The sequence below is a fragment of the Microbulbifer mixtoriginis (SeqCode) genome (genome assembly GCF_052467235.1).
Genome location: NZ_CP174305.1, coordinates 3,730,013 through 3,746,005, shown reverse-complemented (window position 1 = coordinate 3,746,005; position 15,993 = coordinate 3,730,013). Strand labels below are relative to the sequence as shown.

13 protein-coding genes are annotated in these 15,993 nt (G+C 51.4%); 1 reads left to right on the top strand and 12 read right to left on the bottom strand.

The genetic code is table 11. The features are described from left to right. Positions 1 to 296 precede the first annotated feature (296 nt). From ACJJIO_RS16385 to cysM, 10 genes are all read right to left on the bottom strand, one after another. Positions 297 to 1,436, bottom strand: a complete 1,140-nt coding sequence (locus tag ACJJIO_RS16385; protein ID WP_444909111.1) for a tRNA-queuosine alpha-mannosyltransferase domain-containing protein — start codon at positions 1,434 to 1,436, stop codon at positions 297 to 299. An 85-nt stretch (positions 1,437 to 1,521) separates the two neighbouring features. Continuing rightward, positions 1,522 to 2,403, bottom strand: coding sequence for an NAD(P)-dependent oxidoreductase (locus ACJJIO_RS16380; RefSeq protein ID WP_444909110.1), 882 nt, complete (start codon positions 2,401 to 2,403; stop codon positions 1,522 to 1,524). Between the two features lie 5 nt (positions 2,404 to 2,408). Beyond that, complete coding sequence (locus ACJJIO_RS16375; protein WP_444884234.1) at positions 2,409 to 3,206, bottom strand: undecaprenyl-diphosphate phosphatase; 798 nt, start codon at positions 3,204 to 3,206, stop codon at positions 2,409 to 2,411. A gap of 6 nt (positions 3,207 to 3,212) precedes the next feature. After that, positions 3,213 to 3,911 carry a tRNA (adenosine(37)-N6)-threonylcarbamoyltransferase complex dimerization subunit type 1 TsaB gene (gene tsaB, locus ACJJIO_RS16370; protein WP_444909109.1) on the bottom strand — a complete coding sequence of 233 codons (699 nt, stop codon included), beginning with the start codon at positions 3,909 to 3,911 and terminating at the stop codon, positions 3,213 to 3,215. A 165-nt stretch (positions 3,912 to 4,076) separates the two neighbouring features. Beyond that, positions 4,077 to 4,883, bottom strand: a complete 807-nt coding sequence (locus ACJJIO_RS16365; RefSeq protein ID WP_444889774.1) for a hypothetical protein — start codon at positions 4,881 to 4,883, stop codon at positions 4,077 to 4,079. Positions 4,884 to 5,145: 262 nt separating this feature from the next. Then, positions 5,146 to 6,144, bottom strand: a complete 999-nt coding sequence (hemH, locus tag ACJJIO_RS16360; protein ID WP_444884232.1) for a ferrochelatase — start codon at positions 6,142 to 6,144, stop codon at positions 5,146 to 5,148. A 167-nt stretch (positions 6,145 to 6,311) separates the two neighbouring features. After that, positions 6,312 to 6,965, bottom strand: a complete 654-nt coding sequence (gene adk, locus ACJJIO_RS16355; RefSeq protein WP_444884231.1) for an adenylate kinase — start codon at positions 6,963 to 6,965, stop codon at positions 6,312 to 6,314. 143 nt (positions 6,966 to 7,108) lie between these two features. Then, positions 7,109 to 7,936 (bottom strand): nucleoside triphosphate pyrophosphohydrolase, encoded by an 828-nt coding sequence (gene mazG, locus ACJJIO_RS16350; protein WP_444909108.1) that lies wholly within the window; start codon positions 7,934 to 7,936, stop codon positions 7,109 to 7,111. Between the two features lie 9 nt (positions 7,937 to 7,945). Then, the gene (relA, locus tag ACJJIO_RS16345) at positions 7,946 to 10,192 is read right to left on the bottom strand and encodes a GTP diphosphokinase (protein ID WP_444909107.1); all 2,247 of its coding nucleotides are present in this window, start codon (positions 10,190 to 10,192) and stop codon (positions 7,946 to 7,948) included. Between the two features lie 672 nt (positions 10,193 to 10,864). Next, positions 10,865 to 11,755 (bottom strand): cysteine synthase CysM, encoded by an 891-nt coding sequence (gene cysM, locus ACJJIO_RS16340; RefSeq protein ID WP_444909106.1) that lies wholly within the window; start codon positions 11,753 to 11,755, stop codon positions 10,865 to 10,867. A 288-nt stretch (positions 11,756 to 12,043) separates the two neighbouring features. Here cysM and ACJJIO_RS16335 point away from each other — a divergent pair, with 288 nt between their 5' ends. After that, positions 12,044 to 14,809, top strand: coding sequence for a response regulator (locus ACJJIO_RS16335; protein ID WP_444884227.1), 2,766 nt, complete (start codon positions 12,044 to 12,046; stop codon positions 14,807 to 14,809). Positions 14,810 to 14,844: 35 nt separating this feature from the next. Here the strand turns inward: ACJJIO_RS16335 and acpS are convergent, their stop codons facing one another. Beyond that, positions 14,845 to 15,234 (bottom strand): holo-ACP synthase, encoded by a 390-nt coding sequence (gene acpS / locus ACJJIO_RS16330; protein ID WP_444909105.1) that lies wholly within the window; start codon positions 15,232 to 15,234, stop codon positions 14,845 to 14,847. Beyond that, complete coding sequence (recO, locus tag ACJJIO_RS16325; RefSeq protein WP_444909104.1) at positions 15,231 to 15,980, bottom strand: DNA repair protein RecO; 750 nt, start codon at positions 15,978 to 15,980, stop codon at positions 15,231 to 15,233. The genes acpS and recO overlap by 4 nt, the downstream gene beginning before the upstream one ends. Positions 15,981 to 15,993 lie beyond the last annotated feature (13 nt).

Here is a 15,993-nt window from a genome sequence, read left to right as displayed (position 1 = left end):
TACTTTAACAGTTTTCAGCTTAAAAAATTCTGAAGAGCATGAAAGACAAGGCCAATGCAGTCCCGCAAGCTGTGCGGTTGCCAACAAAACCGCCTTCAAAAAGATAACTCTGTAACCACTCTAAAACTTGAGAACTCTAACTATTAACCATAGCCTATCCCAGCGCGATTGATGTAACTATCTCGCTGAGGAGCAACTAACCACTCATCGCTATAAGCTTTGCCCCAGCAAAGCGCTTAATACCGACAGTAGAGTCGTGCATACAGTGAAGATTTTCAGAAAATTCCTTTATTTCATCAGCCGATAATATTGGAGGCAACTCCCTCTAAAGCACAAAAATATTTATATTTATAGTTGTCCCATGAAATATCTTGAAAGTCTACTTTTACTAGCCTATCCATACACTGAACCTTATTAACCATAGCATCTACCTTTGCAACTGCATCCTTCCCCCCTAAATAACGCAGCTCCTCAGGATAAAATTCCGGATAACACTGCTCATCCGGCACTAATGGCGTACAGCCTGCTACGGCGGCCTCCATTACCGCCAACCCCTGAAATTCATGATAAGCGGTAGATAAAAATACATGGCTGTTATGCAAGGTTTGTCGGTATAGAGATTCACTCTCCACGTACCCCACCACTAGCAGATTTTCACTAAACTCCCGCTGTATCTGCTCAAACTCTTTTGGGCTATTACGAAAGGATTGCCCCATCAGGTTGAGTAAGAATTTTACCTTTTTCTCTTTTAGGCCCCGAAGAATTTGCAGCAGGCGGTCTGCACCTTTGTCATATTCCCAGCGGGCGGCCCAACTGATGATTAGTGTATCCTTGCTTACTTCGCCCTGATAACCCTGCCCCCAGCGGTGATCCCAGCAAAAATCAGCTTGTGTGTACTCTTGAGTAAAGAGTGCATCCTCTAGTGGTACTGGCAGCACCTTCGACTTACTTGTAATTTCTTCACAAATTCCCACAGGCACACAGTCCGGGAAGCGCTTTAAAAGCTTGGCTGCGCCTTCAATCAGGGTACGGCGGTTGTATTCCGAATTAAACAGCAACAGGTCACCAGCTAGTGCGGTATAGATATTGAGTAGCTGTGGCTCTATAGACTGGAACGCACCTGAACTTACTGGATAGGCAAACTGATTCTCGTGAAAGTAGACCACCGTGGGCACCCCCACTATCTCGGGCACTAAGCCGCGCAACGCACTGAGATCGGTCATAGACGTGGCAACAATTAGGTCCCACTGTTGCTTTAGTATTTGTGCCGCCTCTCCCCTGGCCCAGGAAAGGCTGTTGCCACGTATACGCCAGCTGAAATAGCGCGGGGGCAGTGTCAAGACTGTCCACTGCCACTCGGGGAAGGCGGCGACTAGGCCTTTACGCCAACGTTTGTGACTGTCGGCATCATAGGCCGAGAGCAATAAAACTTTCATGGGGGAATCTGAAACAACAAAGAGTGGCAATCAGAGCTGGAAACAGGAGTATCCAGCTCTGCCATGGGCTCAAGGGAGAGTAAGATCAGTCAAAAGAGCGCACATTCATCAGGCGAGCAAACAGACTAGAGGTATCCCAGCGAGAACCGCCGATCGCTTGTACCTCACTGTAAAATTGATCTACCAGTGCCGTCACTGGTAACAGGGCGCCATTACGCTGGGCTTCCTGTAAAACGATGGCCAAATCCTTCCGCATCCAGTCCACGGCAAAGCCGTGATCATATTCACCGGCCAGCATAGTTTTTGAGCGGTTTTCCATCTGCCAGCTTTGTGCCGCGCCCTTGGAAATTACATCCACGACCTGTTCGGCATCCAGCCCTGCCGCTTTAGCAAAATGCAGCCCCTCTGCCAGCCCCTGCACCACACCGGCAATGCAGATTTGGTTGACCATTTTACAAAGCTGGCCACTGCCTACCGGGCCCAATAAGGTAACAGCACGGGCAAAAGTGTCTATCAACGGCTTTACACGTTCAAAATCTGTCTCTTCACCACCAACCATTACGGTGAGAACCCCATTTTCCGCACCGGCCTGGCCACCAGATACTGGGGCATCGAGAAATCCGATACCTTTCTCTTTGCCATTTGCTGCCAGTTCACGCGCGACATCTGCCGAGGCAGTAGTATGATCGACGAACAGGGTGCCCTCTTCCATAGTGGCGAAGGCACCCTGCTCCCCAATAGCTACCTGGCGCAGGTCGTTATCATTACCCACACAGGCAAATACCACTTCTGCACCTTTTGCGGCTTCAGCGGGTGTTGCAAAGCACTCCCCCTGATACTCACCCAGCCATTTTTCTGCGCGACTTGCGGTACGGTTATATACCCGCACTGAGTGGCCCGCTTTTGCCAAGTAACCCGCCATGGGATAACCCATTACGCCCAAACCAATAAACGCTACCGTTGCCATATTGATTACCCCCATATCATCCAAATAAGAGCCGCCCCCAAAATCAGGCGGTAAATCGCAAATGGCGCCATGCCGATGCGACTAATAAATTGCAGGAAAAAATGAATACATAGATAGGCACTAATAAAAGAAAGCAAAGTACCCAATAAAATATCCCCCCAGGGTACCGACTCTAGGGCGAGTAAATCATAGGTCAGTAACATGGCCGGCAGGGCTATCGCCGGTATGGATAACAAGAAAGAAAAGCGCGCAGCAGCTTCACGCTTCATGCCGAGCATCAGCCCTGCGGTCATGGTGATACCCGAGCGGGAAGTACCTGGAATAAGCGCCAATACTTGCGCACCACCAATAACTAGTGCTTTTTTCCAGTTAAGTTGCGCTAGGGTTTGCACCCTGGCACCACGCACATCAGCCCACCAAAGCAACAGACCAAAACCGATGGTGGTGGCAGCTATAACTGCTGCTGAGCGTAAATGCGTTTCTATATAGCCTTTAAAAATTAATCCTACCAAACCGACAGGAATCGTAGCCAGCACAATCAGCCAAGCCAAACGTCCTTCATCGCTAAATTGCCTCGATTTAAGCCCCCCTAAACCATCACGCAGGAGTAGCCAAATATCTTTTCGAAAATAGGTGACTACCGCGATCAGTGAGCCAAAATGTACAGCCACATCGAAAGCAAGCCCTTGATCCTGCCACCCTAAAACTTCTGCAGGCAAGATCAGGTGTGCCGAGCTTGAAATAGGGAGAAATTCAGTCAAGCCCTGGATCAGGGCCAGTACAACAATCTGAAATATTTCCATGAATTATCAGGATCGAATTTTTTGACGTTTTTGCCAGGTAACTTCATTGCGAAGATAAACGGGCTCCAAAGCTTCAGCAGATACCATTGCACCAGCTCGATAGAGAGGAACCGCTAGCTCAGCAATATCCCGTGCATGGATTAAGGCATTCAGATCCAGCTCTGCCGCTCGAGCCTTGCCTAATGCCTCATAGTGCCAACCGGGACCGGCACCGTAATATGTGTTTGTCAGCTTGGCCTCACTCAATGACAGTAGAACCTGCTCTGAATTCTGTACTGCCTCAGGTATCAAGCTGTCATTAGGCATCTCGGTGCCGTAAATACCCCAGTACACCTGCTGCATACGAGCGTCGAGCATAGCGACAATAGGATCTCCTCCCCACTGCGGGTGCGCCCTTCTGGCCCCCAAGGCCAAAGCGGCAAGGCTGGAAACCGGCACTACTGGCTTATCGGCGGAAAAGGCCAGCCCCTGTACACAACTGATAGCGATACGCAGACCCGTAAATGAGCCGGGCCCCCTGCTTACAGCAAGGGCATCCAGGTCGGGAAGGCTCAACTGGGCCTCAGCCAATACCTCATCCACCATTGGTAGCAGGCGCCGTGTATGGTCTCGCTCTGCTTGCACAAAGCGTTCGGTAATCTGGCCATTACTATAAAGTGCCACTGAGCAGGCACCAGACGTGGTATCCAGGGCAAGAATCTTCACAACTATTTCAAACCGGGTTATCGAAGGGAGTGAATTGTGGCACGGTCACAAGGTCTAGTCATGTAGATTAGCGATATTGAGGAAAGAGAAAACCCCGGTATTAACCGGGGTTGATGAAGAGTGAGCCATGCCACTAAGGCATGCTGTGAACTAGAGGAGGTTTAATTAAGCCGCACTCTTGGGTGGTCGACCACGGCGAGCGGTACCGGCCTTAGGTGGGCGCCCTCGACGAGTTGGCGTTTTCTTGGCCGCCTCCGCTTTGCTAGCAGACTTCTTCGGACGCCCTACTCTTTTCGCTGGCTTTGCTGCGGAGGTGGCCTTCTTGGGGCGCCCTACACGCTTGGTGGCTTTAGTTTCAGAAGCAGCCTTTTTGGGGCGGCCTACTTTCTTGGCCGTAGTAGTCTTTTTAGTCGCCGCCTTTTTAGCTTTTTGAGCATCAGCTTTTAGCTTCGCAGCTGCTTTCTTCTCTAGCTCCTTGGCTTTTGTCGCAGCCTTCTTTGCTGCAGCTTTTATCTTAGCCTCAGCTTTTTTCTCGGCGGCTTTGATCTTCTTGGCATGAGCCTTAACGCGAGACTTCATCCAGCGCGCTTCGAACGCCTTCAATGCCGCCGCCAGGTCTTTATCTGCCTTGGCAGAAAGGCTTTCAGAAAGGGTGGCCACCTTCTCCTTAGCCGCTTCTTCTGCATGACGCACGGCATCCATGGTCTTGGCCTTGGCAAGCTCCATTTTTGCCATCGCCAGCTTGGCGCGTAAATCTTTTGCTTTACCATTGGCGCTGGTCAAGGAAGCCTTGGCCGCTGCCGTACTACTTTTTTGTGCCCGCGCTTTTGCTTTTGCCACACGATCCATTTGTGCATCCAGCGACTTACTTGCTGCATCCACGGCTTTCTGTGCTTTTACGACTACTGGCGACGCTTTGGTCGATGTAGTTGCCTTTTTAGCACGTGTACTCTTTTTTACTACTCTTGCCATCCCTTGTCTCCTCATTAAAAAGAAGAAGTACTTCCAAAAGTGTGCTGGCAACGCGGCCTGTTAGCTATCGAATAAAACCCGGGGGTTATTTTATTGCTTATACAGAGCGGTGCGCTGCCTATTTCAATACAACTTTATCAAAGTTAATAAAAATACACGGCATTGCAAGTAAAAAAGCGAAAAATGAGAAATTTTTCAGCAAATAAGTCTCTTTTCCTTAACAAATTGCCTTTTGAAGAGGCAAAACACCTAAAAGTAAAAATTATTTTGGGCCTGGCAACTTATCTTCAACAACCGCAGCAAGAGCTTCGATATGATCCGCACGTAAATTTAACGCGGGAATATAATGGTATTCACTTCCACCCGCTTCGATAAAATTAGCGCGATTCTCTACCGAAATTTCTTCCAATGTCTCTAAACAATCGGCCGAAAATGCTGGGCAAATCACATCAACACTCTTGATACCGCCTTTGCCCCATTCAATCAGAGTTTTATCGGTATAAGGTTGCAACCACTCAGCCTTACCAAAGCGTGACTGAAAAGTAACTTGCCAACGCTCCGGGGAAATTTGTAATTCTTCCGCAAGCAGCCTCGCGGTTTCCTGACAATGGCGTAAATAGGGGTCCCCTTTATCAACATTTGCTTTGGGGATACCGTGAAAAGAAAGCATTAATTTTTCAGCCTGGCCGTGTTTCTGCCAGTGTTCCCTGACAGAGTTGGCGAGAGATTTAATATATAGAGGGTTGTGGTAATAATCACGAACCAGGGAAATATCCGGAATATCACGACTCTTTCGGAAAATTTGCGCCACTTGATCATATATTGCAGCAGTAGTGGTAGCCGAATACTGCGGATATAAAGGGAAAACAACAAAGGACTCATAGCCTTTTGATCGCAAGCTTTCAATAACTTTATCGAGGCGCGGTTCACCGTAAGTCATGGCATACTCTACCGCGATATCCCGCCCTTTATCCTTTAAATGCTTTTGCAGTAGCTGCGCTTGATGGCGGGTATAGTAGAGAAGTGGTGAACCTTCAACTTGCGCATCGTCCGCGCTGCAATTCCAGATTTCCGCATAAGCCGGAGCAATTCTCTTGGGGCGAAAAGGTAATATCAAACCGTTTAGTATTGTAAGCCACAGTGGTCGGGGTATTTCCACTACCCTGGGGTCGGAGAGAAAGTCTCGCAAGAAATCTCTTACGGCGGACGGCGTGGGCTGCGCAGGGGTACCCAGATTCATCAAAACTATCGCTGTGGACATACAAAGACCCGTCTGAAATACAATTTTGCCAGGAATAACCTGCCGGCCATCTTAATGATTGGTCAGTCAACTACAAGGTAGGCGCTTGCGAAACTAAAAAGGAAACCATCGGAGAAGATACAAAAAAGCCCCCAAACGGGGGCTTTTTTTAACAATGTTCAGTGCGATCAGCTCAATGCTTCGATGACCTTATCGCGGATCTCATCCATGCTGCCAACTCCCATCACTTTACTGTATTTCGGAGCTGCTTCAGGGGAGCGCACTTCCAGCTCTCGGTAGAAGCCAACCAGCGGCGCCGTCTGCTCGTGATAAACCGCCAAACGCTTGCGCACGGTCTCTTCGGTATCATCACTGCGCTGTACCAGTGCCTCACCAGTCACATCATCCACACCTTCGCTCTTGGGCGGGTTGTACACAACGTGATAGACGCGGCCTGAACCCTCGTGCACGCGACGCCCAGACAAGCGCTTGACGATTTCTTCATCGTCCACAGCAATTTCCAGCACATGATCGATATGCACATCGGCATCCAGCAGTGCTTGCGCTTGGGGAATAGTGCGGGGGAAACCATCGAAAAGGAATCCATTTGCACAATCTGCCTCTGCGATGCGCTCTTTCACCAGGGCAATAATCAGGTCGTCGGAAACCAGTTTGCCGGCCTCCATGATGTCTTTTGCCTGCAAGCCGAGAGGTGTGCCCGCTTTCACCGCAGCGCGAAGCATATCGCCGGTGGAGATCTGCGGAATGCCGAACTTCTCTGTTATGAATTGTGCCTGAGTGCCTTTACCGGCCCCCGGTGCCCCCAAGAGAATAATTCGCATGTTCAGTAAGCCTCCAAAACTATCGACGCACTAAGAGCCGCCGCGCCAAAAGAGCGCTACCTTACACGTCCACCCCAAATTGGGCAAGATTATGACTGTGGTACCGCCATTACCGCAGAATAAACTGCGGCCAATACGGCTACTTATCTGTCTGAATCCTGTCTTTCTGTGTCTTTCGCGCGTTCCCAGAGTCGATCAAGCTCTTGCAGGCTGGCATCTTCTGGCCCACGTCCATCTGTCCTGAGCGCTGCCTCAACAGCGCCAAAACGACGCTCGAACTTACGATTACACTGTCGCAGTGCAGACTCAGGATCAACTTTCAAATGCCTGGCCGCGTTTACACAGGAGAACAACAGGTCGCCGAGCTCCTCCCCAGCATGCTCACGATCACCGGTTGCAATAGCCTCGCGCAATTCGGCTACCTCTTCCTCTATTTTGTCCAGCACACCGGTAATATCTGGCCAATCAAAACCCACCTGTGAGGCACGCTTTTGCAATTTGGCCGCACGCGTCAACGCGGGTAAGCCCGCGGTAACACCAGCCAGGACTCCACTCTCACCCTTTGCGTTGCGCTCTTCAGCTTTAATGGCTTCCCAGTTTTGCTTTACTTGCGCTTCATCCATTGCAGAGGAGCCATTCTCGCCATAGAGCTTTCCGCTGGGGAATACATGAGGATGGCGTCGCACCAACTTGCGTACCAGGGTGTCCACAATACGGGAAAAGTCGAAATGCCCCTGCTCACGGCCGAGCTGGGAATAGAAGATCACCTGAAACAATAAGTCCCCAAGCTCTTCATGTAGATGTTCGAAATCTTCAAGCTCAATTGCCTCGGCCACTTCATAGGCCTCTTCAATCGTTGAAGGAACAATACTGGAAAATGTCTGTTTCAAATCCCAGGGGCAACCACCGTTTGGGTTGCGCAACTGGGACATTAGGTGGAGTAAGTCCTCCACCGAGTATTGGTCTTGCAAGGGTCCCCCTCAGCGCAGCATACGCCGCTTCGCCGATGCGACATTGGGCAGGCGATTAATACGGTGCAACACGTAACTCAACTCTTCAAAATTATGAATCTCGGCGGTAAGTACCATCTCTACAGTATGCTTATGCCTATTACTGTGTGTCTGCATCGCCGTAATATTGATTTTCTGACTATCGAGCATAGCGGTGACATCGCGCAACAGCCCCAGGCGATCATAGGCTTCGATAACGATTTCCACCGCATAGAGCTCCCTCGGTTTTGCCGCCCAATTAACTTCTAGTACTCGCTCAGACTCCTCTGCCTGCATACGCAGCATATTCGTGCAGTCTTTACGATGTATCGATACCCCGCGACCAAGAGTGATGTAACCCATAATTTCATCACCGGGAACAGGGTTACAACAACCCGCAATATGCGTCAGTAAATTGCCAACCCCTTCGATATAAACATCGGCTTTGCCCGCCCCCGTGGCCACCGGGGCAGTAAGTGAAGGCACACGCTCCGCATTGTCGACCTTTACCATACGCTGGGCGGTATTCAGCACCTGCCCCACACCGATATCCCCAGCTCCCACTGCCGCGTAGAGATCATCCAACGAGTGCATATTCAGCTTGGCGGCAAGCTGCTCAAAATTAAAATCACTCAGAGCGAGCTGTTTGAACTCACCATCCAAAATACTGCGACCATCGGCAATATTTTGATCCCGGGCCTGCTGCTTAAACCAGTGGATAATCTTGGCCCGTGCCCGCGAGGTTGTTATATAGCCCATACCGGACGAAAGCCAATCGCGGCTGGGGGCTTCACGTTTACCAGTGAGAATCTCCACCTGATTGGCGGTTTCCAGTTCGTGGTTTAATGGCACTATGCGGCCATCCACCTTAGCGCCGCGACAGCGATGACCAATCTCGGTGTGGATTTTATAGGCGAAATCCAGCGGTGTGGCTCCGCGGGGCAAATCGACTACATGGCCATCTGGAGTAAAAACATAGATACGGGAGTCCCCTTCCCCGGTCTGAAGATCTTCTTGTAAGGGATTACCACCCACCTCTTCATGCCAGTCGAGCACTTGCCGCAGCCAAGAGATCTTTTGCTCATAGCTATCTTGGCTCTCTGTTTTCAGGTCGGTGCCCTTATACCGCCAGTGAGCGCACACCCCATATTCAGCCTCCTCGTGCATGGCAAAAGTACGGATTTGCACTTCCAGCACCTTGCGTTCGGGGCCGATCACTGCAGTGTGTAGGGAGCGATAGCCATTCTCCTTCGGAGAGGCAATATAGTCATCAAACTCGTTGGGAATATTGCGCCAGAGGTTATGTACAATCCCCAACACCGCGTAACAATCCCGCACGGTAGGTACCAGTATGCGCACAGCACGAATGTCATAAACCTGAGAAAAGCCGATATTCTTGCGGCGCATCTTGCGCCAGATACTGTAGATATGCTTTGCGCGGCCATAGACATCACCCTCTATATCCGCCCGCGCCAGTTCTGTGCGAAGAAGCTCCAGCACCTCATCGATATATTCTTGTCGCGCCATCCGCTTTTCATCTAAAAGGCGCGCTATCTGCTTGTAGTCTTCAGGCTCGAGGTAACGGAAGGACAAGTCCTCCAACTCCCACTTGATATGCCCTATACCGAGGCGATGCGCCAGTGGTGCATAAACATCGGCCACCTCGCGAGCGACCCGCTGGCGCTTTGTGGGCTCAGCATTCTTGGCCGCACGAATTGCACAGGTCCGCTCGGCAAGTTTGATCAGCGCAACGCGAACATCATCAACGAGCGCCACCAACATACGGCGAATATTTTCCGAGTGTTCCTCTACCGCACCGCTTTTGCTTTCCTCACTAGTATCGGCACTGCGACTGCGAATAGCCGCCATCCGCAGTACCCCGCGAATAAGCTTGGCTACAACCGACCCAAACTCCTCTTCAACGCTTTTAAGCGCGAGGCGCTTCTCTCGTACTGCTCGGTAGAGCACTGCAGCCACTAGTGCTTCAGAATCAATTTGCAAGTCCGCCAGGATTTCCGCCATTTCAAGGCCGGTGGCAAAACTGCTGGCACCCTCTGCCCAAATATTTTCCGCGGCAATAGCCTGTTGTTCAGCTTCAGCACTTACTTCTGCTGCACGGCGCAAGGTCACTATGGCAGCCCCATCCAGCCCAGCCAGTTTTTGCACATGGCGCAACCAGGCTTCCAGGTCGTGCTCTCTCTCACCTCCAAAGGAATGATGTTTTCTGACTTGAACCATGTTTTAACCGGGCCGAAACAGGAATTTGTAAGCTTACTAGCATTGCTCGGTAGCTTGCATGATGGCAAAACCAAGCAAAAAGAATAACTTCCCAAATTAGGGACGCTTCTATCATAGGTTTGGTCAGACTAAAGTCCACGATTTTCTTTATGTTTTCAACAAGCTGCGTGAAATTTAGCGATAACTCACCCCAGCGGATATGGCTTGATACTGGAAACTGCAAACGACAATACCAATTGGTCAATCACATTGAGTAGCGAGAATTTTTACCGAGGAGAATGCGACCAAAGGAAGGCTTGCCGGGTTGAAAGGCTTTTACAAGGAGACCCGCTCATTTTCGACATCTCTGCGGTGACACTCGAAAACTGAGAAAATCAGCTTCTATTACAGCCTTTTTAGTGAAAGCCTATTCATTAGCCACATAAAGAGAGTTTTAAGCCCTCACCTGCCGCCCACCGCTAAGTAATAGTCTTTGTTTTAATAAAACAATCTACGCACTGACAAGCTTAAACTGAGGACACGCTTAAAATCAGAGCATCAAAAAAATAAAAATAAAAGTCGCAGAGAGAAAATATCAAATATACGCAGATAGATTGGCAGGCATATAAAAATTCACACTAAAGTCGGGGGCAATAAAAAATCTGCACACCCGACTGTGCCTTTTTCCCAGCCTTACTGATTGAACAATCCCGAGGATAAATAGCGATCGCCGCGGTCACAGATGATTGCCACAATTATGGCATTCTCCACTTGGCTGGAAAGGCGCAGTGCTCCGGCAACCGCTCCGCCGGAAGAAACACCACAGAAGATGCCCTCTTCACGCGCCAGCCTACGTGTCATTTCCTCCGCCTCCCGCTGATCCATATCGATAACGAGATCCACTTCCTCTGGGACAAAAATTCTTGGTAGGTAAGCCTGTGGCCATCGGCGAATTCCGGGAATACTGGAACCATCGGTTGGCTGCAGACCCACAATCTGAACCTCCGGCTTCTGCTCTTTCAGAAAGCGGCCGCAGCCCATTATGGTACCTGTGGTCCCCATAGAAGAGACAAAATGAGTAATTTCCCCAGCGGTCTGCTGCCAAATTTCGGGTCCGGTACCCTCGTAATGGGCCAGAGGGTTATCCGTATTGGCAAACTGATTGAGCACAAGACCACGACCTTCGGTCTGCATTTGAAGAGCCAGATCCCGAGCACCTTCCATTCCCTCCTCCGCGCTGACCAAAATCAGCTCGGCACCGTATGCTGTCATAGAGGCCTTACGTTCTGCGGTAGCACTGTCCGGCATAATCAGGATCATACGATAACCTTTAATGGCAGCTGCCATTGCCAGTGCGATACCCGTATTGCCGCTGGTAGCTTCTATCAAGGTATCCCCTGGTTTAATCTGCCCTCTTGCCTCGGCGTGGTTGATCATTGATAGAGCCGGGCGATCTTTTACCGAACCGGCCGGATTATTGCCTTCCAGCTTGAGCAAAATCGTATTGCTGGTATCACCGGGGAGGCGTTGCAGCTTGATCAGTGGCGTATTACCTACGCAGTCAGCAATCGTTGGGTAATCCATAGCACCTTGAGTCCAGACATATTGCGGCCGCACAGTGTACCCGATGCTCCCTCCCGGACTAAATACCGACTATTTTGGTGGACTATATAGTCGAGTTATTACAAATATCAAAAAATCGCAAAGCAGAAAACATTTACCCAGAGCAGCCCGTATAGGAGTGCGCCTCCTCTCGCATAGGGGTAAAATGGGGAAAAAATAATCGCACAAGACCCTTGATTTCTCATGGCCCCAAATAATACCGACCCTTCCATGCCGGCTCCTTCAGAGCTCCGCTCGTTGCGTTCAACTATGTTTCGCTTCACGGTTGCGCCAGCGCTGATTTTGGCCATGACTCTGGCCCTGGTGTTCACACTGCAACAAATGCACGATCGCCGCCAGCTCTTACTCAGCCACGGACGGGCAAGTGCCGAGCAACTGGCCGAGTTAATTGAAATGAGTGGCGGCCACCCTTTCGATCTGCGTATGGAATGGTTACGCAAGAGCCTTCTGGCACTGATGTTGGAAAAGGACATGGTGCGCTCGGTGCATATTTATTCCACTGAGGAAAGTAAAAAAATCTCACTGGATAGATCCACTGGGCTGGGGCTTCTGGCCAGTGTGGGCCCACGACCACGCACCCCGCTTACAAACCACCAACTCAATCAGCGCGAAGCTTTTATTTTTGAAGATGATGAAACCCTACAGGTATTACAGCCATTAAAGGGGGACATCACCACCTGCTGGATTAGTATCGAGCTACACCGGCCCTATTTTCTTGTGGGCACCTACCAAGTATTACTCGTGGGCTTGGTGGGCTTAATTATTTGCACCTTGGCCGCCCTAGCTTGGTCGGTGATTTTATCTGAGCGTTTTGCTCACAGCCTGGTACGTATGGGACAGGTGTTACAAGCCATGGGGCGCGGTGAGTTTGACCGCCGCATTCACGAGATAGAGAACCGCGAACTCGCACAACTGGCCGATCAGATTAACGAGATGGGTGAAAGTCTTGCCAATTACCAGCGGGACTATAAATCCAACATGCTGCAGAGCATGGACGATCTACGTCAGTCTCTCGACAGTATGGAAGAGCAAAATATCGAGTTGGACCTGGCACGCAAAAGGGCCCAGGAGGCGAGCCGTATCAAGTCGACCTTCCTTGCCAATACCAGCCATGAAATCCGCACACCATTAAACGGCATTATCGGGTTTACTAATTTATTGCTTAAAACCGAGATCGATGAGCTACAACAGGACTACCTGCAAACCATTCTGCGCTCCTCAGAAAACCTGCTCACCACAATTAACGATATTCTGGATTTTTCTCGAATCGAGTCCGGCAATTTGGTGCTCGACCATATCCCTATGGACCTGGGGCAGCTGCTTGAGGAGACCCTGCAAATCCTTGCCCCTTATGCCTATGAGCACCACCTGGAACTGGTGCCACTGATTGACCCACAATTGCCTGTCACCCTGGTGGGCGACCCTCTGCGTACAAAGCAAATATTTACCAACCTGCTCGGTAACGCCGTGCGCAGTTCCGAGAATGGTAATATCCCGGTACGCCTCATTGTACAGAGCAATAAGGACTCTGAACTGGTATTGCGAATCAGTGTTACCGACCTGGGAAATCGCATTGATGAGCCCGGCCGCCGCGAGCTGGAACAAATTCTCAACGCCAAAACACCACAACATTCGCAGCAGATCAGCGCCAACGGTCTCGGTATCTCTATCGCTCGCAGCCTCGTCGAACGCATGCGCGGTTGCACGGGTATGGAAGTAGCTGCGAATGGTGCCAGCACCTGCTGGGTGGAGCTGACCCTGGTGCCCGAACGCAACCGCGGCATCCCGCCACGGGTGCTTTTCCCAGACTGCCGCATACTGATTGCCGACCCCAACGAATTGACCCGCTCCCAGGTTGCTCAACTGCTCAAACAGTGGCAGGTTGAACCCATTGAACTTGCCGATACCGATACTCTGCAGCCAGCAATTGAACAAATGTGGCGGCACGATGCGCTGCCAGATGCGGTGATTATCGATACCGCCATCGCCAAGGGAGACTTCGACAGCTTCAGCATGAAGGTACAGTCCCTGGTCGATGCCTATCAATGCCGGGTAATCGTACTCGGTGCCCCAGCAGAGCTGCGCCGCTGCTATGAGCAGCTGCGCACCCGCACCTTAACTTTCCTTGGCAAGCCGGTAACCCGCGAGAACCTGCTTCGCGCTCTGAAAAGAGCCGTCCCCCAACAGAGCCAGCCTCGCCCCAGTAATGGTGCCGTACCCGCCCTCCCCTGGCCCGCGCCGCCGCGTGTCCTGGCCGTGGATGATCACGCCGCCAACCGGCGCCTGGTCGGCGAGTTACTGCGCGCCCAGGGTGTAGAGGTGGTGATCGCCGCCAGTGGTGAAGAAGCCCTGTTACATTGGCAGCAAAGCACATTCGACTTGGTCTTTATGGATATCCAGATGCCCGGTATGGACGGTATTGAAGTCACCCGCTGCATCCGCGAACGAGAGACCGGCCGCCGCACGCCCATTATTGCACTCACTGCCCATGTGGGAGCCGAAGAGAAGGCGAGGCTACTGTCCGCAGGGCTAGACGACTACCTGAGCAAACCAGTGAGCGAAGCCCAGTTGTCCCATATGATCAAACGCTGGCTCAAAATTATCACTCCACAAGTGGTAGAAAAATTGAGCCCAAACCAGATGCGCCTGGTGGATATCGGCGAGAGTCTAAACCTAGCAAATGGCGATGCAAAACTGGCCAGGGATATGCTGCAAATGCTCGTGGATGGGTTGATAACCGATGAACGGGAACTTGAGCGACTACAGGGTCTAGGTGACATAAAAGGTATGTTTGAGTTGACCCACCGCATGCACGGCGGCTGCTGTTATTGTGGCGTATCACGCCTACGAGAGGCCACTTGTGTGTTACAGGAGGAGTTACGCATCCAGCAAAATCAGGAGAATCCCCAGCTCGACCGCCGCAAATTGGATAGGGCACTCAGGGAAATTCGCGCCCTGCGAGAATGGGCCTCTGAGCAGGATCTCGACACACTGTTTGGGTTGGAGGTTGCCTGACTCGCAGTGAATTAAGGCCGGGGAGATGCTCCGGCCTAACTGCGAGCTTCAAAAATCACGAACGCCAGGGCTGCATCCTTTTCATCGGAAAGGGAGAGGTGTATCACCTCCACCCCCATCGCCTGAGCCCGCCTCTGCGCTCCACCCTGCAGCAGCACCTGCGGAGCTGCACCCTGGCGCCGACGCACTTCGATATCCTGCCAGGAAACACCCTCTCCAATACCAGTACCTAGAGCTTTACCCACCGCTTCTTTAGCAGCAAAGCGCTTGCACAAATAGGCCGTTTTATTGGCCTCGGCAAGATCGGCAAAATCACAGCGTTCGCCATCACTCAATATACGCTCCACGAAACGATCACCATGGCGGCGCCAAACTGACTCGATACGGCTGTAATTGCAAATGTCGGTACCGATGCTAACAATCATTTCCCGTAAACCTGTTTAAATAACTCGCGGCTCTGCAATGGCTTCTCCCCCAGTAATGTGTGCAACAAAATACGGGTTAAGCGCTTTGCCGGGCCCAATACTTCTGCCGGCCACTTACCTGACTCTTTAGCCTGCAGTATTCCCAGCAGCTCTGAACCAAAAAACTCCCGCTCACGCAGAGCAGTGGCACCCTGCCTGTGCACCGGCACAAAGCCCACCTCCAATTCCAACCTGTAGCTGCCGGCCTCACTCACAACACCCTGACTCTGCACACAATAATCCAACGGCGGACAACTACCCAACTCCCCGAGCAGCTGTAATTCGAAACTGCGCAGTGGTCCTTCCAACTCTGCACTGTCCGTACCGCCCAGATCTGATAGCTCCTGCAGTAGACGCTGATAGGTGGCAAACAGACCTATGTGCCCCTCACCCTCCGGTAGCAAGCGCACCATCAACTCATTGGCGTAGAGCCCGCCATAGACAGCACGCCCCTTAAGCCAGAGTGGAACTCCAACATTCTCCACGGGCCCGAGGGTTTTCAGGGATCCAGCACCGAGCAGAGTAACTAATAGAGGCGTAAAAGGTTGCAGCGCCTGCTGGCGCCGCTGCTTGTCCCTCCGAGCACCGCGGGCAACACAACCAATACGGCCATGGTTTGGAGTGAATAACTCAAGAATCAGGCTGGAGTCGCGATAGGGCCGGGCGTGGAGAATGTACGCCGGCTGCGCCGGCGGTGGTGTCTTCATGGCGGACGAGTCA

Bases quoted from the DNA above. Each gene is read 5' to 3' on its own strand.
- ACJJIO_RS16380 (WP_444909110.1), bottom strand. From the start codon at position 2,403: ATGGCAACGGTAGCGTTTATTGGTTTGGGCGTAATGGGTTATCCCATG.
- ACJJIO_RS16385 (WP_444909111.1), bottom strand. From the start codon at position 1,436: ATGAAAGTTTTATTGCTCTCGGCCTATGATGCCGACAGTCACAAACGT.
- relA (WP_444909107.1), bottom strand. From the start codon at position 10,192: ATGGTTCAAGTCAGAAAACATCATTCCTTTGGAGGTGAGAGAGAGCAC.
- ACJJIO_RS16335 (WP_444884227.1), top strand. From the start codon at position 12,044: ATGTTTCGCTTCACGGTTGCGCCAGCGCTGATTTTGGCCATGACTCTG.
- recO (WP_444909104.1), bottom strand. From the start codon at position 15,980: ATGAAGACACCACCGCCGGCGCAGCCGGCGTACATTCTCCACGCCCGG.
- ACJJIO_RS16365 (WP_444889774.1), bottom strand. From the start codon at position 4,883: ATGGCAAGAGTAGTAAAAAAGAGTACACGTGCTAAAAAGGCAACTACA.
- ACJJIO_RS16375 (WP_444884234.1), bottom strand. From the start codon at position 3,206: ATGGAAATATTTCAGATTGTTGTACTGGCCCTGATCCAGGGCTTGACT.
- acpS (WP_444909105.1), bottom strand. From the start codon at position 15,234: ATGATTGTTAGCATCGGTACCGACATTTGCAATTACAGCCGTATCGAG.
- adk (WP_444884231.1), bottom strand. From the start codon at position 6,965: ATGCGAATTATTCTCTTGGGGGCACCGGGGGCCGGTAAAGGCACTCAG.
- hemH (WP_444884232.1), bottom strand. From the start codon at position 6,144: ATGTCCACAGCGATAGTTTTGATGAATCTGGGTACCCCTGCGCAGCCC.
- cysM (WP_444909106.1), bottom strand. From the start codon at position 11,755: ATGGATTACCCAACGATTGCTGACTGCGTAGGTAATACGCCACTGATC.